Here is a 23,759-nt window from a genome sequence, read left to right as displayed (position 1 = left end):
ACCCCCGTATATTCCCCTAGTCCATTCAGGCCCCTTACTAGGGTTAGACCTGAAAAAGAAACACGTCCACCCTCAGTAGAATAAAGCCACTCCTGCAACGCTTCGCAGCACAGAGCGACCGGACCCAAGTATCTCCCAAAAGAATAAGTAATCCTTATCAAGGAGGCATTATGGCTGTTGCATTAAACAAGCTGTTTGTCAGTCTGGGCGCGGCCTTGGCCTGCTCGGTTACCGCACAGGCAGCCGGTTATCCGGACCACCCCATCAATATGGTGGTGCCTTTTGCGGCGGGCGGTCCCACGGACAACGTGGCACGCGCTCTGGCCGAAGCCATGCGCCCAGTTCTGGGTGAAACCATTGTGGTGGAAAACAAAGGCGGGGCAGGTGGCTCCATTGGCACTTCCCAGGTCGCCCGCGCCAAGCCGGATGGCTACAACATACTGCTGATGCACATCGGCTTTTCCACCGCCCCTTCGCTATACAAAAAGCCCGGCTATGACGCCATCAACGGCATGTCTCCCATCGGCCTGGTCGTTGACGTTCCCATGACCATCATTGCCCGTGAGGACTTCCCACCCAACAACATTCAGGAGCTGGTGCAGTACCTGAAGGACAACCAGGACAAGGTTTCCCTGGCCAACGCCGGGATTGGCGCGGCCAGCCACCTGTGCGGCACCATGTTCACTGAGGCACTGGGTATTGAACTGCTGACCGTGCCCTACAAAGGCACCGCCCCGGCCATCGCGGATTTGATGGGCAAGCAGGTGGACATCATGTGTGACCAAACCACCAACACCACCCAGCAAATCAAATCCGGCAAGGTGAAGGTCTATGCTGTCACCAGCCGCGAGCGCGTCCCGACCTTCCCGGACGTCCCCACCATGGAGGAATCCGGCTTCAAGGACTTTGAAGTAGGCATCTGGCACGGCATGTGGGCACCGAAAGATACACCCCAGCCTGTCGTGGATACCCTGGTAAAAGCGCTTCAAGCTGGCATGGCTGACAAGGACTTCCAAAGCCGTATGGCCACTCTGGGAGCCACGGTCATGGACAAGGAAGCCAACCCGGCCGCCTTGCAGGCCAAGGTGGAGCAACAAGTGCCCCAGTGGGCCGCCCTGTTCAAGAAAGTGGGCGTAGAGCCCCAATAAAACCTGTTAGCCCAAAGGCTTTTGAAAAGGACGCTTAGGCGTCCTTTTTTTCGGCTTTGGGGTGCTGTCTGCCGCAGCGGTGGATAGCCTGTTCGGATGACCAAGAGACAACGCTCCATCAAGCTCCCGGCGACTCAAGAAAATCCGATCAAGAAAGGCTCGAAGTCAACGACTAGAGAAAATCCGGCCAAGAGAGGCTCGGACTCTGCGAGTATCAATCCGTCTTTCGAACCGCCGTATCCAAAGCCTGCAACCGCGCCCAAAGCTCCTGGAAATCCAGATCCTGTGTGATCACTACCATGCGCCCTTGTTGATCCGGCCAGGGCCACTGCGGCACGGCCTGCCAAGGATAGGACTGATGTTGCACGGCATGAATCACCTGCGGCTGGTCCATGCCCTGGACGGGCAGAACAGCTTTAAGGCGCAATAGGCGAGGGCCTGCCCACTGACACAGATCCGACAACCAGGATTGCAGTTTGTCGGCGGGCAGAGCTTGGGGGAACAGGGCGCTTAACGAGTAGATGGAATCTCCATGGCGGGAAACATCAGGCAAGCCGACCGCGGACTCGTTGGAGCTTGCTCCATGCAAGTGAGCAGACTCAAGACTGCTGGGCTGACTGTTGCCGTTGCCGTTGCCAGCCAGGGTACACGTGCCGTGGCTATGGCTATGGCTATGGCTATGGCTATGGCTATGGCTATGGCTATGCACATGATCGTGATCGTGATCGTGATCGTGATCGTGATCGTGATCGTGATCGTGATCGTGATCGTGATCGCCAGTATCTTGCCCCAATGCCTCGAACGCTTCCAAGCTCCAGGCCCGTCCTTGCCCCGCTTGCTCACCCAAGCCCAACAAACTGGGCGCAACAGGCTGCGATACCGCCAGAATCTGCTGCTGCGCCAAAGGATTCAAACCACGCACGTAGTCACGCAGTACCGTTTCCGCCACGGCATCCACCCGATCACGCTTGCTGAACAGCAGCAAATCAGCCACAGCCACCTGTCGTTGCGCTTCGGCATGGCGCGCCAGCGTTTCCAGCCCATGCTCCAGATCCACCACCGTCACCACACCCGCCAGGCTGTACTTCCCGGTCAGTTGCGGATCGCTTAACAAGGTATGCAAGATAGGGGCAGGATTGGCCAGCCCGGTCGTTTCAATCAGAACCCGTCGGAACTGTCTCTGGCCTGCCCGCGAAAAACGCCAGGTAATGTCGCGCAAGGTCTGTACCAGATCGCGCCGTATGGTGCAGCACAAGCAACCACTGCCCATAGCTTCGATCACATTTTCCTGGCTATGCGCCACCAGATGATGGTCCAGCGCCGTCTGCCCAAACTCATTGATGATGACCAGGGTGTCGGCCATCTGCGCTTCTTGCAAAGCGCGATTGATCAAAGTCGTTTTCCCGCTGCCCAGAAAACCGGTCAACAATGTGACCGGGATAGGGCCTTGTGCAGATTTGGGCATCGTATTCATCCGGCTAATGGCCCGCCGTCGGGCCATCAGCCATTATACGAAGCCCAATACTGTCCCTTCTAGCGCAGAAACCGGGCCTCGATCTGCCGCATATGGGCATCGCCTTGCAAGCCAATAATGGTTTTGACGGAAGGCAGGCCGGAATCCACATTCTGAATGCCGCCATCCTGACGAATTTGGGCAAACACCGCTTGCATGGCCCCTACAGCCGCACGAATCGCATGATTGCCGTAAATCACCACGCCCACTTTGCCCAGTTGTGCAATGTCCGCCTCGGTCAGTTGAGGGTAGGCTGTTGGCACCAGCACCAACGGCACCTTGCCCGGCCAAGCCTGAACAAAAGACAGAATCTGATCTGGCGTAGCTTGTTTGGAGTGAATCAGAATGGCATCTGCACCCGCCTGCTCGTAAGCCAGCCCCCGCTTCAGGGCCTCCTCCTGCCCCAGGCCAGCGATCAGGGCCTCGACCCGCGCAATAATCAAGAAATCAGGGTCACGGCGCGCAGCACAAGCCGCCTCAATCTTGCCCTGGAACTCTTCAATCCGTACCAGCTCCTGACGCCCGTCCGCTCGCAAGCTGGTGTCTTTAGGGAAGGTTTTATCCTCCATCACAATGGCACTGGCACCCGCCGCTTCATACAGCGGGATGATATAGCTAACATTGACCGCGTTGCCAAAGCCGGTATCAATGTCGGCAATCAAAGGAATATCCACGCTTGAGGCAATCGCCCGCATCATCTCCAGGTGAGTTCCCATCGACAGGATATTGGCATCGGGCACGGCATAACTGGCTGACAACTCAAAACCGCTACCCCAAATCGCTCCGAAACCGGCATCCTGCGCCAGCCGAGCAGACAGGGGGTTATGTGCGGCCATCGCCGTCATCAAACGCCCTTGGGAGAAGGCTTCTTTCAACACCTGATTCTTTTTGCTATTCACACTATTTCTCCGTAAGGGGATCAGCTCAGTCGAGCAATGGCTTGGGCAATGCGGCTCATCGCCTCCTCCAGCTCCTGATCGCTGGAGGCATAAGACACCCGGAAGTGACCGGGTAGTTCAAATGCCGACCCTGGTACCACAGCCACCCCTGCACTGCGCAGGAAGTACATGCACAGATCCTTGTCGGTACTGATCAACTGACCGGAAGGGTCTCGCAAACCCAATACGCCCTGACAGCTGGGAAACACGTAAAACGCGCCCATGGGAAGATCGCACTCAATCCCCGGCATGGCATTGAGCGCCGCCACCACCTTGTCACGGCGTCGGCGAAACGCTTCCACAAACTCAGGCAGAAAATCCATGGGGCCATCCAGTGCAGCCACGGCCGCTGCCTGACTAATGGAGCTGGTATGAGAGGTCGCTTGCGACTGCACCAGATTCATGGCCTTGATCAAAGGCAGCGGACCAGCGGCGAACCCCACCCGCCAGCCGGTCATCGCGTAGGCCTTGGAGACACCATTGATGGTCAATGTGCGCGCTGCCATGTACGGGGACAAGGCGGCAGGCGTGGCAAAGGGTTCGTCGCTATAGCGGATTTTTTCGTATACATCATCAGCCATCACCCAGACATGCGGATGGCGCAACAGCACTTGCTCCAACGCTTCCAGTTCCTGACGTGAATACACGGCACCACTGGGATTGGATGGAGAATTGAGCATCAGCCATTTGGTACGGGGGGTGATGGCGCGTTCAAGCTGATCGGCTTGCAGCTTGAAACCGGCTTGTGCACTGCAACGCACAATGACCGGCTGGCCACCTGCCAACAAGACCATTTCAGGATAGGAAACCCAGGCAGGGGTAGGGATAATGACCTCATCCCCGTCCTGCACCGTGGCCTGCAAGGCGTTATACAAGGCTTGCTTGGCCCCGCAGCCCACCTGGATCTGATCGGGGCTGAAGTGCAGGCCATTGTCACGCTCGAACTTGCGCACCACGGCCTCACGCAGGGCCAGGGTGCCAGCGACCTCGGTATAGCGGGACTCATTACGATCAATTGCTTCTTTAGCCGCCTGACGCACATGCTCGGGGGTCGCAAAGTCCGGCTCGCCTTGACTGAGGGTAATCACAGACTGCCCCTGTTGCCGCATTTGATTGGCCAGACGCGTCATCTCTTTGGTGGCCGATGCCTTGGCTCCCAACACGCGCTGGGCTAGCGCGATCTCTTCCTGACATTGCACAGAGCTCATTGTGTCCATCCTACTTTTACTTTGAAAATGAAACGGGTCAGCAGCAACGGCAAAAATATCGCCATCAACAGCACCAGGCTATATGCACTGGCCTGTGCCAAACGCCCACTGTCCACCAATTGAAAAACCTCGATAGGCAGGGTGCTCATCCCGCCAAAATACAGAACCACCGTGGCGGATAATTCCGACAGAGTCGTGATCCACATCAACACCGTGGCGGCAATTACGGCAGGCCATACCACCGGCAAAACGACCTTCGCAAAGGTTGGCATCGGCGCTACGCCCAGGCTGATGGAAGCCTCTTCGATGGAGCTACGCAAGTTATGTAAAGGTCCCATGGCTGCACGCACACTGGTGGGCACCCGGCGTAAAAAGTAAGCCAGCGCCATAATGACCCAACTGCCGGTCAGCACCAGCCAGCCACTGTTAAACACATTAATCAAGGCAATGCCCAATACGGTGCCCGCAATCGTCAAGGGCAACATGACCAGCACATCCAGACCTGTACTTAGACCGGAAGGACGCTTTACGATCAGATAGGCGGCCACGATGGAAAATACGGCACCGGCACTGGTCGCTGCGGCGCCCAGCAACAAGGAGTTGTACAAAGGCCCGGGTGCCTGCACCAGAGCTTGCTGCATATGGCTCAAGGTAAAGCCGCCATACTTCAGCACCGGTCCAATAGAGGGCGTAAATGCAGTGACAATCACCACCATCACGGGTAGCACCGACAACACAATCAGGATCGATACTAAAGAGGCGCACACAGCGGCCTGCCAGGCACGCAAGGGCACGCGCTCCGGAGCTCGTCCAGACTCCATCTGGTAGGTGCGTCGGGCTACAACCCACTTTTGAATCAGCAGCAAGGCCAGGCCCAGAAACACCAGCAAAGAAGCCATGGTGGTCTGCATTTGCGGGTTACCGCCCATTTCGCTGACAAATTCGTTATAAGTCTTGACCGCCAGCACGGGGGTACGGGCTCCCAAAATGGCCGGCACGCCAAAATCCCCAATAACGTGCATGAAGACCAGCACCGCTGCACCGCATAAAGCCGGCATCATCAAAGGAAAGGTCACCGTGCGCAAGGTGCGAGCCGGGGAGCTACCCAGACTAAGCCCCGCTTCCTCCAGATTACGGTCCATGGACTTCAACCCTACCAGCACAGCGACATAGGCGTACACGTAGTTGTTCAAGGTCATCACAAACACCAGACCCCACCACGAATACAAAGAAGGCAGCTCCAGGCCCAAAGGAGCCAGCACACTATTGAGCACGCCTTGTTTACCCAGCACCACAATCCAGGCTGCTGCAACCACCACGTCCGGAATGACCAAGGTCAGCAAAGGCAAGACGCCCAGGCAAGTAGCCAAGGGGAAGGAAAAACGAGCCGCAGCCAGAGCCAAACCAGCGCCAAGCACCAGGCTAAACACGGTTACGGCCCCACCCAGCCACAAGGTGTTGAACAAACTCTCCCGATAAGCAGGCTCGGAGAAAAACTGCACGTAGCCGTGCAAACCAAACTGACCTTCCTTGTTGAACAGGGAGCTGGTCAGCATGGACAGGACTGGCCATAGCAAAAAGTAGCCCAGCAAAGCCACTGCACCCAGGGCCAGCATCAGCCAAGCTGGATCGCGTCGCAAAGAACCCAGCATCATGTGCGCTCCACCAAGAGAGCCGATTCGGGAACGCGCAATACCACCGCATCGCCCCGGGCCCAACTCTGACTGACACCGGTATTCCAGACCACTGCCCTCAGGAAACCGAACTCCGTGCGCAATTGATAAGCCGTGCTGGGACCCCGGTAATCCACGCTCTCAATCCGCGCCGCAATGTCACCCTCGCCCAGCGGGCGCACAGCATCCACACTCAGAGTTTCAGGCCGCAAGGCCAACATCGTCCGCTCGGTAAAACGTCCGACAGACTGAATACGCACAATGCCCCCCGCCGTACGGAACCGGCGGCAGCCATCTGCAGCCTGGCCGAGCTCCTCCTGCAGCTCGATCAGATTGGCCCCTCCCACAAAATCAGCCACAAAGCTGTTGTCAGGGCAGCGGTAGATCTGCTCGGGCGTCCCGACCTGGCGGACGCAGCCCCGATCCATGACGGCAATGTAATCAGACACGCTCAGCGCTTCTTCCTGATCATGCGTCACAAACACAGTAGTGATGCCGGCTTCCTGCTGCAGGTCCCGCAGCATCTCGCGCAGATCGGTGCGCAGCTTTGCATCCAGGGCAGACAAGGGCTCATCCAGCAAGAGCAGATCGGGCTTGATCACCAAAGCGCGTGCCATGGCCACTCGCTGTCGCTGCCCACCGGACAAGGCGGACGGCAAAGCATCTGACTTGTCCTTCAAGCCCACGCGCGCCAGCATTTCCAAAGCGGGGACACGAGCCTGGGAGCGAGACTGGCCACGCGCCAGCAAACCGTAGCTGACGTTATCCAGCACGCTGCGATCCGGAAACAGCGCGTAATCCTGAAACACCATGCCCACATTGCGTTTGTGCACAGGCACTCGCGTCATGTCTGTTTGGCCGAACAGCACCTTGCCATGATCAGGGCGCACAAACCCGGCCAACATGCGTAGCAAGGTCGTCTTGCCACAGCCCGATGGCCCCAGCAGGGTAAACAAGGAGCCACTGGGGATGTCCAGATCCAAGCCGTGAAACAAAGTCTGTGAACCGTAGCTTTGCTCAATACCTGATAGATGTATCTGCATACCAGTCCCGCCTAGCGCTGGGAAACCAGTGCACGCCAACGTGCCAGGAAGGCTTCACGATCCGCACCCATACGATCATCATCCAGCGCATGCACACGGATCTGATCCATGGCAGGCAAGCTTGTCAGCGTATTGACGGCAATATCGCTGCGTAAAGGGCGGCGGAACGCGCTTTTGAATACCTCTTCCTGCGCAGGGCGGGAGGCAAGGAAGTCATACAGCTTGCGAGCGGATTCGGGGTTACGCCCGCCCTTGATCAAGGCCATGCCTTCCGGCGACAGGAAAGTGCCCTCTTTGGGGTAGACCAGGTCAATCGTATCCAGACCACCGGCCACATATTGATAGGCGGCATATTCCATCGTTACCGCAACCGCGAACTCGCCATTGGCAACGCCCTCGTAGGCACCGGAGGTGGTTCCGACCACCACTGCATTGCGCACAACCTTCTCAAACACCTCCTGGCCCATCAAATCCTGCAGGCCATACAAGGCAACATAAGAAGAGCTGCTGCGCTCCGGATCTGGAATCACGATCTTGCCCTTCCAGGCCGGATCAGCCAGATCCGCCCAGCTGTCAGGCGCCTTGAGTTTGCCCAACTGCCGCTCGTTAAGCATCAACACCGTGACATGGGTATTGGTACCCAACCAACGTTGCTCAGCTCCCTGATACTGGGCACCTACAGCACTGGCCTCGGACGACGAATAGGGCGCCAGGTACTCGGCATACTGCGACAAGGTAGAAAACCCGCCGGACCAGAACAAATCGCCCAGAGGTTGCTCTGCTTCGGCCTTGATACGCTGCATCAGGGCACCGGAACCCGCCCGCACCACAGACACCGATATCTCGGGGTGGACCTGACGGAACTGCTCAATCACCGTGTTCACCACATCGATGTTATTGGAGGAGTACAACACCACTTCATCCGCCTTGGCAGCCCCCGTAGCCAGGCAGGAAAGCATGAGCAAAGCGGATAGATAAGGGAAACGGTTTTGCATGATTATTTCCTGTAATTTCAATAAAATTGCATGAAAATCATGGTATTTATCTTAGATGACCGTTCTGTTACACCCTACACCCACCCCCTGTTAAGCGTGGCCCTATCATGAGTTTTAATCATGCTTGAGAATATTCCTCTGGTCCCCCTGCGCGTATTTGTCGCGGTGGGCCGACAAGGCAATTTCACCCGTGCAGCCCAAAGCCTGGGGATCACCCAAAGCGCAGTCAGCCGGCATATCGCCACCCTGGAAAAAGTCAGCAAGCAGGCCCTGTTCATTCGACGCGGCCCCTATATTGAGCTGACGGCCGCCGGCTTGCAGCTGTATGACACGGTCAAAGATGCCATGGCCACCCTGGAGATGGCCATTCAGCAAATCACCCATCAACAGGATCAGCACGAACGGCTGAGAGTCCGCACCTCCATGCCCAGCTTTTCAATGACGGTGCTGGTGCCCATGCTTGGCCAGTTCACCGCCCAGCACCATATGCAAATTGATCTGATCACCAATCTGTCGCCACCCCGTCCTAATGAAGAGTTTGATGTGTTGATCAGCCGTGACTTGAGCCTGCCCGACAGCGAAAGCTGGGAGCTCATACGCGAAGAGCTGGTATGCGTGGCAGCACCTGCCTTGATCCAGCAGCACAGCGGGCAGGCCTGGGAACACTGGCCTATGGTGACCGCGCGCTCACGACCGGACATGTTGGGTTTATGGGCTTTGGATCAGGGTATTGAGCCTTCGCGGCTACTGATGAGCGCCACCTACGATCACCTGTTTTTCGCGATTGCCGGGGCCATTGCCGGCTCCGGATTTCTGGTTGTGCCGCGTTTACTGGTGATGGACCATCTACGCGATGGCGTCCTGCGGGAAGTCGGCCCTGGCCAAGTGGCCACAGGCGCGACCTACATGGCCTATGTCAACGCACAATCACCCCAGCAAAGTGAGGCCCGCCAGTTTTGCCGATGGTTGAAAAGCAGCTTGCGACAACGCATTGCGCCTTGAGGCCATTCGCGTCATCTCGCTGATTCAGTCAAGCTCTGCGACGTCGCAGCTGACTGATCCAGCTATAGGCGCTGACCAGGGTAATGCCCATCAACACCAGTAAAGCGCCCATCACAAAACGGGGTTCTATGGCCTCGCCCAGCAGGAAAGCGCCGAATAAAACACCGAACAAGGGAGTGGCAAAGGAGAACACCCCCAGCCGCGACGCCTGATACTGACGCAGCAACCAGAACCAGACCAGAAAGCTCAAGAACGCCACCACCACAGACTGGAACACCAGGCTGGCGCCCAACAAGCCTGACCAATGAATATCGGTTTGCCCGGTCACGACAGCGGCCACCATCAAAATCACAAAAGCGCTGAACAGCTGATACAGCAAAGCTTCCGAGGGCAGGACGGCAGACAGGCGCGTGCTACGAATCAGCACGGTGGTAAAGCCCCACAAGGCTCCGGCGGCCAAGGCCATCAAATCCCCGATCAACATGCGGCCCAGATTGGCCCCGTCCATACTGGCCGGCCCCAGAAAGGTAATGGCAATGCCCGCCACCGCCAGCCCGATCCCCACCCATTGCAAGCGGGCCAGACGCTCGGACGGCAAGAGAATATGCAGGCCCAAAGCCGCAAACACAGGAGCGGTATATAAAAACACCACCACGTGCGCTGCCGAGGTAAAGCGCAGGCTCTCACCCAGCAGCAAATACTCCAGCGCAAACAGCAAGCCGGCCATCAGCCCCGGCTTCCAGGCCCCTTCTGTAAAGGCCAGCTTGTGCGTGCGCACCAGAACCAGCAAAGCCACCAACACACAAGCCACACCCGAGCGCAAACCGATCTGAAAAATAGGCGCCATGTCATTGGCCGTGGCCTTGAGCAAAATCTGCTGAAAGCTCCAGATCAGGCACAGGACCAGCATGGCGCCGCTGGCCAATGCATCCAGCGGTTTACGTTCTTCGCTCATGGTTTTTTTATCCGAAAAATAGCGTGCTTTCCTCTATGACCGAACGGGGCCAGAGGGGGCGCAAAAAATGATTATCCGTGAAATTTCTCCGAATCAAAACGGGGCAAAACTTTCTTTACCCTCGGATAAGCCTTAATTGATATATCAAAAACCCCTCCCTAGAATCATTTAAGCCTAAAAAACAGGAAAAGGCTTGGGAGACAGACATGACGCTTAGCAATACCGACCGGGTACGAATCGAACTGGAGCACCGCATTGCCAGCGGTGATCTGCCGCCGGGCAGCGCCATTGATGAATCCTTGCTGTGCACTTTTTTCCGGGTTTCACGCACCCCGGTACGCGAAGCCTTGTTGCAGTTGGCAGCCACCGGACAAGTGCGCATTGCCCCCCGAGCCGGTATTTTTGTCACCCAGCACACGATTGAAGAGCTGGAAGAAATGCTGGAAACCCTGGCCCTGCTGGAAGGCGCCTGTACCCAGCTGGCGGCCTACCGCATCAGCAATGCCCAGATTCGCGAACTGGAGCGTTTGCAAAAGCGCGGTGCCAAGGCCCTGCAAGAAAAAAGCCTGGCTGATTACGCCACGTACAACGCCGAATTGCACGCCCTGATTCACAGCATTGCCGGAAATACCTTCATGGTGCAGCAAATTGAACACCTGCGCCGTCTGACCAACCCTTACCGCCACCGCCATCTGGATCAGGAAAACCGCATGGAGCAGTCCTGGCATGAACATCAGGCACTGACCCAGGCACTGGCCCAACGCGACGGCCCCAGCGCCATGCAAGCCGCGGCCAGCCATGTGCTGTCCGGAGCCGAATCCCTGCGCCGTGTCGCCCAGGCCCATCCTGAAAAATGGGAGTTCGACAAGCGCGAGCGCTATAGCTGGCTAAACGCCCAGCTCAACCCTTTAGCCGGGTTTTATATGCGGCACTGAATTAATAATTAGCTAAAAAAACTACCACTCATACCGAGGAGACTTTCTCATGTTTGCAAGCCGTTTCACACGGCGTGCGCTGGCTGCGCTCGCCCTGACATTAAGCCCTGTGGCCGCTTTACACGCTGCCGAACCCATTCGCCTTGTCGTGGGTTTTGCCCCTGGCGGCGGGGTCGACACCCTGGCCCGCGTCACCGCTCAGGCGCTAAGCAAGGAGCTAGACCGCACCGTAATTGTGGAAAACAAATCCGGCGCAGGCGGCACCATTTCTGCCGACTACGTATCCAAATCCCAGGCCGATGGCAACACGCTGCTGTTTGCCGATACCTCCTTGCTGGTCGCTCCGTATATTTACCCGGCGCTGCGCTACGACTTGCAACGAGACTTTGCCCCTATCGGTATGGTGGGCCAGTCTGATCTGGCGCTGGCCGTTCCGGGTGACAGCCCTGTCAAAACCGTGGCCGAATTGATCGAGGCCATCCGCAAGGCGCCCCCTCAAACAGAAACCTTCGCCTCGGTGGGCGTAGGCTCGGTGCACCATCTGGGCGGTGAACTGTTCGCCTTGCAGACCAAAACCGAACTGGTGCACGTTCCTTACCGCGGTGGCGCTCCCGCCAGTCAGGCTCTGGCCTCCGGTGAAGTGTCCATGTCTTTTGCCAGCCTGGCTTCCTCGATCGGCCTGGCCAACTCCGGCCGCATTCGTCTGCTGGCCACCTTGTCCGAGCGCCGCTTCCCCGGCATGCCCGATCTGCCCAGCGTCTCGGAAACCATTCCTGGCTATAGCGTGACACCGTCACTGTTCATGCTGGCCCCACAAAACGTGGACCCGGCTTTGATCGCCACCGTCAGCAAGGCCTTGGAAAACAGCATGCAGCAAAAGCAAGTACAGGATGCCTTCCTGGCCCAAGGCTCGGTAGCCGGTTATCAAGATGCCCAGGCCACCGAAAAATGGCTGGGTGAAGAAACAGAACGCTGGGCCAATGTCATCAAGACCGCCCAACTCGACTTTAAACAATGAAATAAGCAGCTAAGTTATGACGACTGACAACTCTGGCGCCCAGCGCCCCGTACTTGGCCTGATCGTGCCGCCAGCCGCCGGTCTGGTGCCTCCGGAAGGTCCGGAAATGTACCCGGAAATCGATTTCATCGCCCAAGGTCTGGCGCTCAGTTCGGTGGACAAGGAAGGCTATGACCAGGTTATCGACCAGGTGGTGGAAGCAGCCCAGAAACTGGCTGCCCGTGGCGCCCGGGCCGTGTCCCTGATGGGAACATCGCTGAGCTTTTACCGCGGCTCGGACTTTAACGAAGAGCTGGTGGCACGTCTGCGCGAATCCACCGGCTTGCCATGCTCCACCATGAGCCATGCCATCTTGCGCGGTCTGCGTGTCAGCGGCATCGAACGGGTAGCGGTGGCCTCGTCCTATATTGATGACGTAAACCAGCGCCTGGTCCGATTTCTGGACCAGAACCAGATCCAGGCCGTCTGCGCTTATGGACTGGGCGTTAATGACGTCACGGCCATGTCGAAAATCAGCACGCAGGAGCTGGTAGACCTGTGTCTGAAGACGTGGGACATCGCCCAAGAGCAGGCCCCCGGTCAGGCACAAGGTTTGCTGCTGTCTTGCGGCGGCCTGGTATCGCTGGAAGCCGTGCGTCAGGTCGAGGACAAGCTGGGCGTCACTGTTGTGTCCAGCTCGCCTGCTGGCTTCTGGGATCTGGTGGCGACGGCTGGGCTGGATTTATTTCCGCAGGGGATGGGACGACTGGCACAAGAGCGTCAAACCGCCTGATCCCTCGATGTAGATAGCCCCTTGTCCGCAAACGCGGATAGGGGCACGTAACACACTATTTGCGCACACTAACGCCAGGCAGATTGTGCCCGCAGTGCGCTCAAGCGCGGTCCGACAAAATACCTTCTCCCGCCCTGGTCGCCGGTCCGCTGACCGCCCCCAAGCAGAGCCGTTTTATCTAGGCTCGACCAGCGGACAAAAAACCCGCACGCGCCTGGGCTCCTTCTACACTGTCGCGACACACCAGCGCCTGATCGGCATCCATATAAATGCCCAGACGGTTCAAGGCATTGGCGACCTGATTCACCGACTCCTTGGTCATGCGGATAATCGCGGCAGGCGACTCCGAAGCCCGCTTGGCCAAAGACTGTGCCACCGCCACGGCCTGACCGGGTTCGCAGACCTCATCCAGCAGACCCCAGTCCAGCGCCTGTTCAGCACCGAAGCGTTCGGCCAGCAAGATGGCACGTTTGGTGCGAGCGGCACCCAGCATGTTCACCATGCGTGGAATGGCACCCCAGCCCATGTTCAGGCCCACCTTGGCTTCAGGTAGATACAGAAAGGATGACTGCGATGCCACACGCCAATCACACGCCAGCGCCAGAGCAACCGAACCACCCACGGCTGCGCCTTCAATGGCGGCAATGGTCAGCTGTGGCAGCTCTTCCCACAAACGGCACAAACGCGCACCACGCTGGGCCACATCCCGACGCTCCAGCAAACCAGCCTGTTCATCGTTCCACTTTTGCGGGTCTTTCAGATCAATCCCGGCCGAGAAAATGTCCTTGGCCCCGGTCAGCACCACGATGTGAATCTCCAGCGACAAGGCCAGGTCTTGCGCCACCTGCGTCAGGGCCAGCAAGGTGTCCTGATCAATAGCATTACGGTTCACGCCGCGATCAAAGCGCACCAGCGCATGGTCGCCCGTCACCTTGACCGTCACACTGCGGCCATATTTGCGTTTCATGAATGTCTCCCCAAAGGTTCGGAAAAATCAGCTCTGCGAGCGGTGGCTCCCATCACTGCGCGACAGGCGCGTGACGTAGCGGAATTCATAAGGTGGGTAAAAGCTGACCGCCACTTCCATGACCTTGCCCGCCAGATTGCGGAAGGTACGGATAATCAGCAGCGCCGGGTCTGAGTCCTCGTAGCCCAGAAAGCGGGCAACATGCGGGGGAAAGCGCGAGGCGGAGATTTCCATCTCGATCGTTTCCACCACTTCGCCACAGTGCTCCTCCAACAGCGGATACACACCGCCAGGCTGGGTCGAAATCAGGTCAGCTACCGCCTGGTATTCCTTGCGCAGATAAATATCTGTCCAGGAAATGCCGCGCTTGCTGCCCGGCACACTGCGGTAGGTTTCCACCTTCACCCAATCCGCAGGCTCACCGTCCAGCGCGGTTTCAGGCGGCTGCTTGTCCACACAGACCGCCTTTTTATGCACGTGCAGATCGGTAAATTCCAGATAGCGCTGCAACTGGTCCGTGGTATCCAGCGCCAGACCAAACTGCGGCTTGGGATGCTGGCGTATCACGGTGGTACCGGCACGGCGACGCCGCTCGATCAAACCCAGATCGGTCAGCTTGCGTATGGCTTCACGCGCCGTGTGCCGACCTACCCCATACATCTCGCAAAGCTCCATCTCGGTGGGCAGCTTGGAGCCGACGGGGTAATGGCCCGAACGGATCAACTCCAACAAGCGATCGCTCATGTTCTGATACAGGGTTGGCTTGGCGCTGGACTGGGATTCGGTGTTTGCCATACGGTTTTCAGCTTAAAGAGACAGGCGGCGCATCGCAGCCAGGGTGTCGCGGGTGAACTGCTCAGGACATTCACTTTGGGGAAAATGCCCGATGCCCGGCCATTCTATATATTCCACCGGAACTTTGCCTTCTCGCAGCAAGCGTTCGACCTCGCTGGCGGACTCTGGCGGCACGGACCAGTCCTCGCTGCCTTCCACGATCACCACCGGGCAGCGGATATCGTCCAGAATCTGTTCCATGCGAAAACCACCAAAAGCGCAGATATCCGCAAAGGCCACCGCCGGAATGCAACGACGGGCATCCGTCACCACTTCCAGCGCACGGGCCGGGTCGGACAAGGTGCCCATCAAGGTGCGAAAGGTCACTTCAAACCAGTCGCCCGGATTGATACGCGCCATCTCCAGAATGCGCGGGTTATAGCCGGAAGATTTCACTACGTTCACCGAAGCGCCATCGACCAGCACCAGGCCACGAATACGCTCGGGCGCCATGGCAGCGGCCTGGGCAACAACGCCCCCGCCCATGGAGTGCCCCATCAGGACCGGATTCTGAATACCCGCCGCATCCAGAAATTGCAGCAGATACTGAGCGTTTTGCGGGGTGGCGGTATGAGGTCCACCCAATGGCATGCCGCTCTTGCCGTGACCGGGCAAATCCAGGGCATACACCGTATAAAAGGGCGCAAAGTGGTCCAGCACATATTGCCAGGACAGGCTGTCCTGACTGGCGCCGTGCACCATCACCAAGGCCGGACCGGAACCGGCCAGATCGTAATAGGCGCGGATACCATCCGCAGTTGTCACATAAGGCATGCTCAGACCTCCAGCTCGCCCGTCAGACGGGTCAGGGCGTACAACAACATCCAGTTCTGCACGCAGGCGCGCAAATCGCCTCCCACAACCAGACGGTGCTGACGCACCAAGCGGTTAAATGGAAAGCCCTGGGCCAGATCCGCAAAAGCAGCACTATCGCCTTCCAGCCAGAACGGCACCTCGCGCGGGCCGGTGCCCGCCTGCACATCCTGTTCTGACACGGCCAGCCAACTATGCTCGCCGGTGTCGGTATTGCGCAGCGCCACGCAAACATCGGCCAGAACACTGTGCTGCCGTACAAAATCATCGGCGCGGGCGCGCTTGGCCCAGGCAGCCAGCACGGCAGGGTCAAACAGAGATAAAGACGTCAGCATCAGACATACCTTTGTCGAAGAAGGAACTTCTGCACTTTGCCCGACGAGGACTGGGGCAGGGAATCCACAATAAAGATGCGTTTGGGTACTTTAAAGCCGGACAGTTTTTCCCGGCAAAACTCGCGCAGCACTTCCACATCCGGCTCACGACCATTGGCGGGCACAATCGCAGCAACCAGCTCTTCGCCCCAATACTCGTGGGGCAGGCCAAAGGCGGCGGCCTCGCGCACATCGGTGTGGCTGGCCAGACAGTTTTCCACTTCCAGCGCGGCCACGTTCTCGCCACCTGTCTTGATCATATCTTTGCTGCGGCCCATGAAATAGGCAAAGCCTTCATCGTCCACCCGAATCAAATCGCCCGTGTGCAGCCAGCCATCGGCATCCAGCACCTGGGCGGTCAGCTCGGGCTGCCGCCAATAGCCTTTGAACACAGTCGGGCCACGCACCTGCATTTCACCCGGCCCGCGCTGATCAGGCAGCACCTTGCCATCGGCATCAACCAGCCGATACTGCACATGCCGCCACAGGTAGCCGATGGAACCGGGATGCTCCAGAATCTCCTGCGTGTAGCGATTCTTGATGGTGGTGACACAGCTTTCCGTCATGCCAAAGCCCCAGCTGAATTCAGCATTGGGAAACACGGTTCGGATCAAGTCCTGACGCCACTGGCCCAAAGGCGCAGCCGCAGTTTGCACAAACTGGGCACCGGGCAGGGACAGCTCTTTAAACTCAGGGTGATCGGTCAAGCCTACCCACATAGCCGACAACAGGAACACATGCGTAGGCTGGTACAGACGCAGCGCGTCCATGACGGCATCGGCCTCGAAACGCGGCACCACGTGCAAGCTGCCACCGGCATACAGAATGGGGCCATTCACCACCCCGAAGCCGCCAATGTGAAACAAGGGTGTCGCCAGCAAGGAGCGGCTGTTGGCATCAATGCCTAGCTCCATGATGTAGTTCACCGCATTGGCCGACAAATTGCCGTGTGTCAGCATGGCCCCCTTGGGTGCCGAAGTCGTGCCCGAGGTGTACATGATGATGGCTACATCCTCATCCCCTACACGTCCAAAGCGGTGCTGCACCGGATCATCCGCACGGTGATCGGGCAAGGCCTCAGGCAAATGCTCCAGCCACTGCACGGCACTGTTCAAACCACCTTCGGACTCGATCTGCTCGCGCAAGGGACGGTAGGCCGGGTCCACAATGCACACCGTGGGCTGGGCATCGTCCAGCAAGTAGCGCAATTCAGCAGCACCGTAACGGGTGTTCACTGGCACCAAAGCAAAACCGCCTACGGCTGTGGCATGCAGCAAGGCCAGATAGTCGATGGAATTGGGCGTCATGATGGCCACCCGATCCCCCGGCTGTACGCCCAAACCTTTCAAATAAGCCGACAAGGCGCGCGCACGAGCGCAGAACTGGCCAAAGGACAAGGCCTGGCGCTCGTCCGAGACCGCTACCTTGTCGGGGTAGCGCTCGGCATTGAACATGGCGACCTGGTAAATATTAGGCATGATGCGAAGCCTCTGCGGCGTGGCCCAGATAGGCTGCTGCAATTTGTGGGTTATTCATGATGTCTTTGCTGTCGCCCGCCAGACTCAAGCGCCCGGTTTCCAGCACCACAGCATGGTTCGACAACTTCAGCGCCAGGCGAGCGTTCTGCTCCACCAGCACAATCGTGGTGCCGTCCTGGCTGATCTGACGAATTGCACGGGCCACTTCCAAGGTGACCGCCGGGGCCAGACCCAGGGATGGTTCATCCAGCAAGAGCAGGCGGGGCCGGGACATCAAGGCACGGCCAATCGCGCACATTTGCTGCTCGCCGCCCGAGAGATGACGCCCCTGGCTTTGCTCGCGCTCCCACAGGCGCGGAAAGTAGCCATAAATACGCTCCAGATCCACCGTAATGTCGACCTGATCGCGACGCAGATACGCCCCCATCAAGAGGTTCTCGCGCACCGTCAGTTCCGGGAACAGGCGACGGCCTTCAGGAGACAGGGCAATACCCAGATTCACACGGCGTTCTGCACTCAAGTTCTGGATAGGCTGGCCTTCCAGCAGGATTTCTCCCCCAGCAACCGGCACCAGACCGCTAATGGCTTTCATCAGGGTCGATTTACCCGCGCCATTGGCTCCGATCACGGCGCACACACTGGCTTCTTCCACCGCAAAACTGACCTTGTCCAAGGCCCGTACTGCGCCATAGGACACGCTCAAGTCCTTGATTTCCAGCATGGGCGCAGGCTTGCTGACCTTGGCAGCTCCCTGACCAGCTGTAGAGACCGAAGCCGAGTGTCCCGTCCCGTTTTGCGCTGCGCGGGCTTCCACTGCTGGCTCCAGCCCAGGCTCCTTGTCCAGATCCGCACCCAGATAGGCTTCAATCACCCGCGGGTCCTGACGCACTTGCGCGGTCGGGCCTTCGGCCAGCAAACGACCATTAACCAGCACCACCAGTTTTTGGCACAGGCGCATCACCAGGCCCATATCGTGCTCGACCACCACCACATCAATGCCACTGGCGTGGATGCGTTCAATCAGGTCGGCCATAGCCACGGTTTCCACCGGGTTCAGGCCAGCAGCGGGCTCATCCATTAAAAGAAGGCGGGGCATGGCTGTCAGGGCCATACCCACACCCAAAATCTTCTGTAAGCCATAGGCCAGCGAATCGGCCTGCTCATCGGCTACAGACTCCAGGCCAATCAAGGCCAAGGCTTGTTCTGCCTGTCGCGCGGCCTCTTCGCGGCCACGACGCACACCCCAAGGGTTGAACAGCGACCAGGGCGAAGGAAACTGACGGAACAGAGCGGCGCGATACAGGTTTTCAAATACCGTGTGGCCTGCAAATACATGCGTCATCTGGAAGGTACGCACCAGACCCTGGCGCGCCAAGGACGCGGCCGGGCGACCCGTAATCGCGGCACCATCCATGGTGACAGCACCCGCGCTGGGCTTGGTCGTACCGGCAATCAGATTGAACAGCGTGGTTTTACCGGCGCCGTTGGGGCCGATCACGCCGGTAATCTGACCGGGAGCCGTGCTGAAGGACACCTCGTCCACCGCGCGGATCCCACCAAAATGTCGGCTAAGACCCTGAACATTCAATTGCACGCTCATGCTGCCTCCTTGCGCGCGCCGCGCCACTTACGCCACAGACCCGCCAAACCTTGCGGCATGAACAAGAGCAGCAAAATCAAAGTCAGGCCATAGATCAGGCGCTGGTACTGCTGCAAGTCGCGCAGCAACTCGGGCAGGGGGATCAGGATTGCGGCCCCCACCACGGCACCAGCCAGGGCACCCACACCACCCAGCACATTCATGATGACGGCATTCACCGCTGTCCAGAAACCGAAGGAATCAGGCGAGATATAGCCTTGGTAGTGGGCATACAAGCTGCCTGTCCAGCCGGCAATCAGGGCGCTAAGGACAAACACACTGACCCGAAAGCGCAGCACATTCAAACCACCGGAGCGCACCAACTGCTCGTTCTGATGCAAAGAGTCCGCCACCATGCCCCATTCGCGGCGGTACAAGGCCCGCAGCACGAAATACACCACCAAGGCAAAGCTGACCGTCACCAGATAAACCCCGTAACGCCCTTCAGGAATCGGCAAGCTGGCTTGCAGGGCCGGAATCTGGCCAAAGCCGTTATTGCCGCCAAACAGTTCGTGGAACTCGATAAAGCACAGCACCACGGCTTCGCCCAGGGCGAAGGTCAAGAGTGCGAAATGCACACCCTTGATACGCATAAAAATAGGGCCGGTGATCACAGCTAATGCTGCCGTCAGCACTCCGGCGCCCAAAAACGCGGCTGGAAAGGACCAGCCATAATCTCGACTCAAAATGGCCGAGGCATACGCCCCCAGCCCGAACAAGGCACCATGCGCCAGCGAAAGCTGGCCGATGCGCAAAACCAAATTCATGCTCATGGCCAGGCAGGCGTACAGCGACACCATGATGGCCAGATGCAGGGCAAAGCGAGGCTGTCCGGCCCACACGGGCCAGCCCAGCAGCACCGCGACCACAACGGCATGCCAGACCCATTGCAGGGCGCCATCACGCGGATAGAAAGAAGCAGTTTTGATCGCGCTCATGACGATTTCCCCATCAAACCGCTGGGTTTGACCAGCAACACGGCCATCACGATCAGGAAGGACAACATGGTGGCCACGGTCGCGTTATAGAAGGTGGACGCCACGGCCTCGGTAACACTCAGAATCAGGGCGGCAACCACCGCACCGGGCAAGCTGCCCAGACCACCCAGAACCACAATAATGAAGGCTTTCACCACCACGGCTTCGCCCATATAGGGGTGCACGGTGTAAACCGGCGCCATCAGGGCGCCCGACAAACCGGCCAGGCCGCAGCTCAAGGCAAAGGTGAAGGCCATGATCTTCCAGGAACTGACGCCTTGCAGACGTGCCACTTCCCGATCCTGCGCCACCGCACGTATCGTCATGCCGATACGGGTGCGCTCGATCAGAAAATAGAAGGCGGCCAGCGCCAGCACACTCATGCCTACGATCAGCAATTGATCCTTGGCGAAAAAGGCTTGGCCAATTTGCCAGGCACCTTCCACCGGACGGCGTACCGATTGCTCGTCCACCGAGAACAGCAGCGAGATCCCCGCCTGCAAGGTAATCGCCAAAGCCAGGGACATGATCATGCCGCCCATCTCGTCGCCCACAAAGCGACGGAACAGGCCGCGTTCAGCCAGTAAGCCCAGAAATCCCACCAGCACGGCAGCGGCCGCGATAGAGGGTAGGTAGGGCCAGCCAAACTGACCATAAAACACATACATGGCGTAAGCGCCCAGCATGTAGAACTCGCCGTGAGCGAAGTTCACCACCCGCAAGATGCCAAACACCAGCGTGAAACCCAGGGCAACCAGGGCATACACGAACGTGGACATCAGGGCGATGATGGCGATTTGCATTGCGATCTGCATAATTGCTAACCGTATCAAGGTGCACTCCACCGCCGTGGCGGAGTGCGTACTGAAACAAAACCGGTAATTAGCGGGCGTCGAACTTGTTGATGACCTTGGCCTTGCCGCCCTCGATCACACCCAGGTAGGCCGGGGTGGCGATCTGGTGGTTCACGCCATAGACATCCTTGCCGCCCCACACAATCGCGCCTTGAATACCGTCAAAGCTGCTATTGGCTTCAATGCGGGCACGCACGGCATCGGTATCGTCCACGGTGCCAGCTTCGTTAATGGCCTTGAACAGCAGGCGGGTGGCATCGTAGAAGTAGAAAACGAAGTCATCCATGCTGTTGCTGTGGACCTTGGCGTAAGCCTGGCTCAGCTTCTGGTACGGTTCGCTGGACGGATCGGCCGACAAATACACCAAGGTTCCTTCCGCATTGTCCGCACCGGCAGACTTCACGGTTTCAGCCACGTTATTGCCGCCAAACTTGGTGAACTGGCCTTTGAAGCCCATTTCACGTGCCTGACGTATCACGATCCCGGCCGGGCCAGGTGGCACGGTGTCCAGCTCGATGAAGTCCACATTCTTGGCCAGAATGCTGGTCAGCAAGGTGCGGAAATCGTTTTGCGAGCGCTCGAAGAACTTGGTTTCAGCCACGTCGTAACCGGCGTCCTTGTATGCAGCGGTCTGGATCTTTTGCGTGCTCCAGCCGGTGGCATCGTTAGGCGACAGGATCGCCAGACGCTTCAGCTCGGGGCGTTCCTGCTTCAACCAGCCGATCAGCTGACGGTTGTATTCGTACTGCGTAGGCAGCACGCGGAACATGTATTGCGTATTCGCATCCAGCACTTCGGTCGAGTAGCTGTTGGACAGCATGATGACCTTGTTGCGCTCGGTAATCGGCTTCATGGCCATGACCGAAGCCGAGCCAATCGGGCCGATGATGTATTTCACTTCATCCTGATCGATCAGACGGTTGGTGGCGGTTACTGCATCCGCTGCCTTGTAGTGGTCGTCGTAGGTCAGCACTTCAACCTTGTACTTCTTGTCGCCCACTTCCAGGCCGCCGGCCTGATTGATTTCATCCACGGCGATTTTCACGCCACCATCAATAGCCAGACCCCAGGGCGCGCCTGGACCTGTCATGCCTCCTACCACACCCAGCTTGAGCGTTTGAGCCTGCGCGCCCAGCGCGGCCACCATCCCTGCTGCTGCCAGTACACCCCGTATCCCGTTTTTCATGGACCTGCTCCTATTAATTGACCGGACATAATTGTTGTTTGATACGAACAATATAATAAGGAGCCGATACTTGTCTATGGAAATATGGATTGACAATGACCTTATAACCAGCACCCACAGGGGAATACGCCTAAATTTAAGGGAAAACACCGACGCAGTCTGTCGGTTTATTTGTACGGACGTTAATCTATATATTTATATAAAAAAATCATGGCCTGGGCATGTATTCCGCTAAATAGTGGGGTTGAAACCACCTGCTCCCAGACACCAAAAAAAGCCGCTTTCCATAACAGAAAGCGGCCCCGAGGTCCGGCTACTCCTACCACTCATTCATAAAGACACGGTCTGCATGTATTGATCAAAGCGCGCTTCCGCGAAGCGGAACCACAGCAGCTCGTCCTTTTGGAACGCCCGATAATCCGCATAAATCGTTCGCCATTGCGGATTGCTGGCATTCAGTTCAGCATACAGTTCCTCACTCGCCTTGAATGAGGCATCCAGCACTTCCTTGGAGAAAGGCAAGACTTTGGCTCCCTGACCGACCAGTTCTTTCAGGGCACCTGGGTTACGGGCATCGTATTTCGCCTGCATATCCAGATGCGCATACGTGCTGGCTGCCGAGACAATATCTTTGTAGTGCTGCGACAAACCGTCATACGCTTTCTTGTTGACCAGCAGATCCAGCCCTACTGAACCTTCCCACCATCCTGGGTAATAGTAATAGGGCGCGACCTTGTGAAAGCCCAGTCGCAAATCGTCATAGGGTCCCACCCACTCGGCGGCATCAATAACGCCTTTTTCCAGTGCCTGATACACCTCGCCACCGGCGATATTTTGCGGAATGCCACCCAGCTTCTCGATGACTTTACCGGGCAAACCACCAATCCGAATCTTCAGGCCCCGTATATCTTCCGGGGTATTGATCTGCTTGCGAAACCAGCCGCCCATCTGCACACCGCTGTTGCCACAGGGGAAGTTGACGATGTTGTAGTTGGCATAAAAGTCGCGCGTCAGCTTCAAGCCATTGCCGTGGTACATCCAGGCCGTCAGCTGGCGAGAGTTCATGCCAAATGGAATGGCACAGCTCAAGGCAAACGCCTCATTCTTGCCAAAGAAATAGTAAGGCGCCGTGTGAGCCGCTTCCACCGAGTTCTGTTCCAGCGCATCGACTACACCCATGGCCGGCATCAACTCCCCACCCGCATGCACGGAGATATTGAACTTGCCATCGCTTAGCTCGCGCACTTTCTGCGCAAAAACTTCTCCTCCGCCATAAATCGTATCCAGGTGCTTGGGAAAGCTCGATGCCAGTCGCCAGCGCAAATTCTCTTGCGCCTTGACGACCGCAGGGGCCATGCCACTGGCCACAATGCCGGCCAGGCCGGTCAGTTTCAGCATTGCTCGTCGTTCCACGCTTGTGTCTCCTCGTTTTATTTA

Annotated in this window: 22 protein-coding genes; 5 read left to right on the top strand and 17 right to left on the bottom strand. The window is 57.9% G+C overall.

What is annotated here, in order from left to right:
- The first annotated feature begins 170 nt into the window (after positions 1 to 170).
- Positions 171 to 1,148, top strand: coding sequence for a tripartite tricarboxylate transporter substrate binding protein BugD (locus ACLPGZ_RS09745; protein ID WP_035269381.1), 978 nt, complete (start codon positions 171 to 173; stop codon positions 1,146 to 1,148).
- Between the two features lie 214 nt (positions 1,149 to 1,362).
- Here ACLPGZ_RS09745 and ACLPGZ_RS09740 read toward each other — a convergent pair whose 3' ends face one another.
- The 6 genes from ACLPGZ_RS09740 to ACLPGZ_RS09715 all read right to left on the bottom strand — a co-directional run bounded on the left by ACLPGZ_RS09740 (position 1,363) and on the right by ACLPGZ_RS09715 (position 8,518).
- Positions 1,363 to 2,613: a CobW family GTP-binding protein gene (locus tag ACLPGZ_RS09740; protein ID WP_429641163.1), complete on the bottom strand. Its 1,251-nt coding sequence runs from the start codon at positions 2,611 to 2,613 to the stop codon at positions 1,363 to 1,365.
- Between the two features lie 68 nt (positions 2,614 to 2,681).
- On the bottom strand, positions 2,682 to 3,560 hold the full coding sequence (locus tag ACLPGZ_RS09735; protein WP_115634706.1) for a phosphonopyruvate hydrolase: 879 nt from the start codon (positions 3,558 to 3,560) through the stop codon (positions 2,682 to 2,684).
- A 20-nt stretch (positions 3,561 to 3,580) separates the two neighbouring features.
- Positions 3,581 to 4,807, bottom strand: coding sequence for a pyridoxal phosphate-dependent aminotransferase (locus tag ACLPGZ_RS09730; RefSeq protein ID WP_239054942.1), 1,227 nt, complete (start codon positions 4,805 to 4,807; stop codon positions 3,581 to 3,583).
- Positions 4,804 to 6,462: an ABC transporter permease gene (locus tag ACLPGZ_RS09725; RefSeq protein ID WP_060186762.1), complete on the bottom strand. Its 1,659-nt coding sequence runs from the start codon at positions 6,460 to 6,462 to the stop codon at positions 4,804 to 4,806. Before ACLPGZ_RS09725 ends, ACLPGZ_RS09730 begins: the two co-directional genes overlap by 4 nt.
- The gene (locus ACLPGZ_RS09720; RefSeq protein WP_060186763.1) at positions 6,459 to 7,523 is read right to left on the bottom strand and encodes an ABC transporter ATP-binding protein; all 1,065 of its coding nucleotides are present in this window, start codon (positions 7,521 to 7,523) and stop codon (positions 6,459 to 6,461) included. The genes ACLPGZ_RS09725 and ACLPGZ_RS09720 overlap by 4 nt, the downstream gene beginning before the upstream one ends.
- Before the next feature lie 11 nt (positions 7,524 to 7,534).
- A complete protein-coding gene (locus tag ACLPGZ_RS09715; RefSeq protein WP_115634703.1) occupies positions 7,535 to 8,518 on the bottom strand; it encodes an ABC transporter substrate-binding protein in 984 nt (327 codons plus the stop codon).
- Positions 8,519 to 8,638: 120 nt separating this feature from the next.
- Here ACLPGZ_RS09715 and ACLPGZ_RS09710 point away from each other — a divergent pair, with 120 nt between their 5' ends.
- Positions 8,639 to 9,520: a LysR family transcriptional regulator gene (locus ACLPGZ_RS09710; protein ID WP_060186764.1), complete on the top strand. Its 882-nt coding sequence runs from the start codon at positions 8,639 to 8,641 to the stop codon at positions 9,518 to 9,520.
- A 28-nt stretch (positions 9,521 to 9,548) separates the two neighbouring features.
- Here ACLPGZ_RS09710 and ACLPGZ_RS09705 read toward each other — a convergent pair whose 3' ends face one another.
- Positions 9,549 to 10,475: a DMT family transporter gene (locus ACLPGZ_RS09705; RefSeq protein WP_239054941.1), complete on the bottom strand. Its 927-nt coding sequence runs from the start codon at positions 10,473 to 10,475 to the stop codon at positions 9,549 to 9,551.
- A gap of 206 nt (positions 10,476 to 10,681) precedes the next feature.
- Between ACLPGZ_RS09705 and ACLPGZ_RS09700 the strand changes: the two genes are divergently transcribed.
- The 3 genes from ACLPGZ_RS09700 to ACLPGZ_RS09690 are packed head-to-tail and all read left to right on the top strand — an operon-like array spanning position 10,682 to position 13,200.
- Complete coding sequence (locus ACLPGZ_RS09700; protein ID WP_026483950.1) at positions 10,682 to 11,410, top strand: GntR family transcriptional regulator; 729 nt, start codon at positions 10,682 to 10,684, stop codon at positions 11,408 to 11,410.
- 49 nt (positions 11,411 to 11,459) lie between these two features.
- Positions 11,460 to 12,428, top strand: coding sequence for a Bug family tripartite tricarboxylate transporter substrate binding protein (locus ACLPGZ_RS09695; RefSeq protein WP_009461472.1), 969 nt, complete (start codon positions 11,460 to 11,462; stop codon positions 12,426 to 12,428).
- Between the two features lie 16 nt (positions 12,429 to 12,444).
- Positions 12,445 to 13,200 carry an arylmalonate decarboxylase gene (locus ACLPGZ_RS09690; RefSeq protein ID WP_427972495.1) on the top strand — a complete coding sequence of 252 codons (756 nt, stop codon included), beginning with the start codon at positions 12,445 to 12,447 and terminating at the stop codon, positions 13,198 to 13,200.
- 178 nt (positions 13,201 to 13,378) lie between these two features.
- On the opposite strand, the gene ACLPGZ_RS09685 is transcribed toward ACLPGZ_RS09690, so the two are convergent.
- The 10 genes from ACLPGZ_RS09685 to ACLPGZ_RS09640 form a co-directional block, all read right to left on the bottom strand.
- Positions 13,379 to 14,167, bottom strand: a complete 789-nt coding sequence (locus ACLPGZ_RS09685) for an enoyl-CoA hydratase/isomerase family protein (RefSeq protein ID WP_429641160.1) — start codon at positions 14,165 to 14,167, stop codon at positions 13,379 to 13,381.
- 27 nt (positions 14,168 to 14,194) lie between these two features.
- Positions 14,195 to 14,962 carry a GntR family transcriptional regulator gene (locus tag ACLPGZ_RS09680; protein WP_009461466.1) on the bottom strand — a complete coding sequence of 256 codons (768 nt, stop codon included), beginning with the start codon at positions 14,960 to 14,962 and terminating at the stop codon, positions 14,195 to 14,197.
- Positions 14,963 to 14,974: 12 nt separating this feature from the next.
- Positions 14,975 to 15,775: an alpha/beta fold hydrolase gene (locus ACLPGZ_RS09675; RefSeq protein WP_429641158.1), complete on the bottom strand. Its 801-nt coding sequence runs from the start codon at positions 15,773 to 15,775 to the stop codon at positions 14,975 to 14,977.
- A gap of 2 nt (positions 15,776 to 15,777) precedes the next feature.
- Positions 15,778 to 16,149: a hypothetical protein gene (locus ACLPGZ_RS09670; RefSeq protein WP_021447155.1), complete on the bottom strand. Its 372-nt coding sequence runs from the start codon at positions 16,147 to 16,149 to the stop codon at positions 15,778 to 15,780.
- A complete protein-coding gene (locus tag ACLPGZ_RS09665) occupies positions 16,149 to 17,666 on the bottom strand; it encodes a class I adenylate-forming enzyme family protein (protein WP_060186769.1) in 1,518 nt (505 codons plus the stop codon). Before ACLPGZ_RS09665 ends, ACLPGZ_RS09670 begins: the two co-directional genes overlap by 1 nt.
- The gene (locus ACLPGZ_RS09660) at positions 17,659 to 19,266 is read right to left on the bottom strand and encodes an ATP-binding cassette domain-containing protein (RefSeq protein ID WP_429641156.1); all 1,608 of its coding nucleotides are present in this window, start codon (positions 19,264 to 19,266) and stop codon (positions 17,659 to 17,661) included. Before ACLPGZ_RS09660 ends, ACLPGZ_RS09665 begins: the two co-directional genes overlap by 8 nt.
- Positions 19,263 to 20,243, bottom strand: coding sequence for a branched-chain amino acid ABC transporter permease (locus tag ACLPGZ_RS09655; protein WP_021447157.1), 981 nt, complete (start codon positions 20,241 to 20,243; stop codon positions 19,263 to 19,265). The genes ACLPGZ_RS09660 and ACLPGZ_RS09655 overlap by 4 nt, the downstream gene beginning before the upstream one ends.
- Positions 20,240 to 21,085: a branched-chain amino acid ABC transporter permease gene (locus ACLPGZ_RS09650; RefSeq protein ID WP_021447158.1), complete on the bottom strand. Its 846-nt coding sequence runs from the start codon at positions 21,083 to 21,085 to the stop codon at positions 20,240 to 20,242. The genes ACLPGZ_RS09655 and ACLPGZ_RS09650 overlap by 4 nt, the downstream gene beginning before the upstream one ends.
- A gap of 79 nt (positions 21,086 to 21,164) precedes the next feature.
- On the bottom strand, positions 21,165 to 22,322 hold the full coding sequence (locus ACLPGZ_RS09645; protein ID WP_009461449.1) for an ABC transporter substrate-binding protein: 1,158 nt from the start codon (positions 22,320 to 22,322) through the stop codon (positions 21,165 to 21,167).
- 330 nt (positions 22,323 to 22,652) lie between these two features.
- Positions 22,653 to 23,735 carry a TRAP transporter substrate-binding protein gene (locus tag ACLPGZ_RS09640; RefSeq protein ID WP_172401126.1) on the bottom strand — a complete coding sequence of 361 codons (1,083 nt, stop codon included), beginning with the start codon at positions 23,733 to 23,735 and terminating at the stop codon, positions 22,653 to 22,655.
- Positions 23,736 to 23,759 lie beyond the last annotated feature (24 nt).

The sequence above is a fragment of the Alcaligenes sp. Me129 genome, assembly GCF_050487245.1.
Classification (GTDB): Bacteria; Pseudomonadota; Gammaproteobacteria; order Burkholderiales; family Burkholderiaceae_B; genus Alcaligenes; species Alcaligenes phenolicus.
Note: the sequence above shows the minus strand (reverse complement) of the source record. Positions and strands in the feature narration are given on the sequence as shown.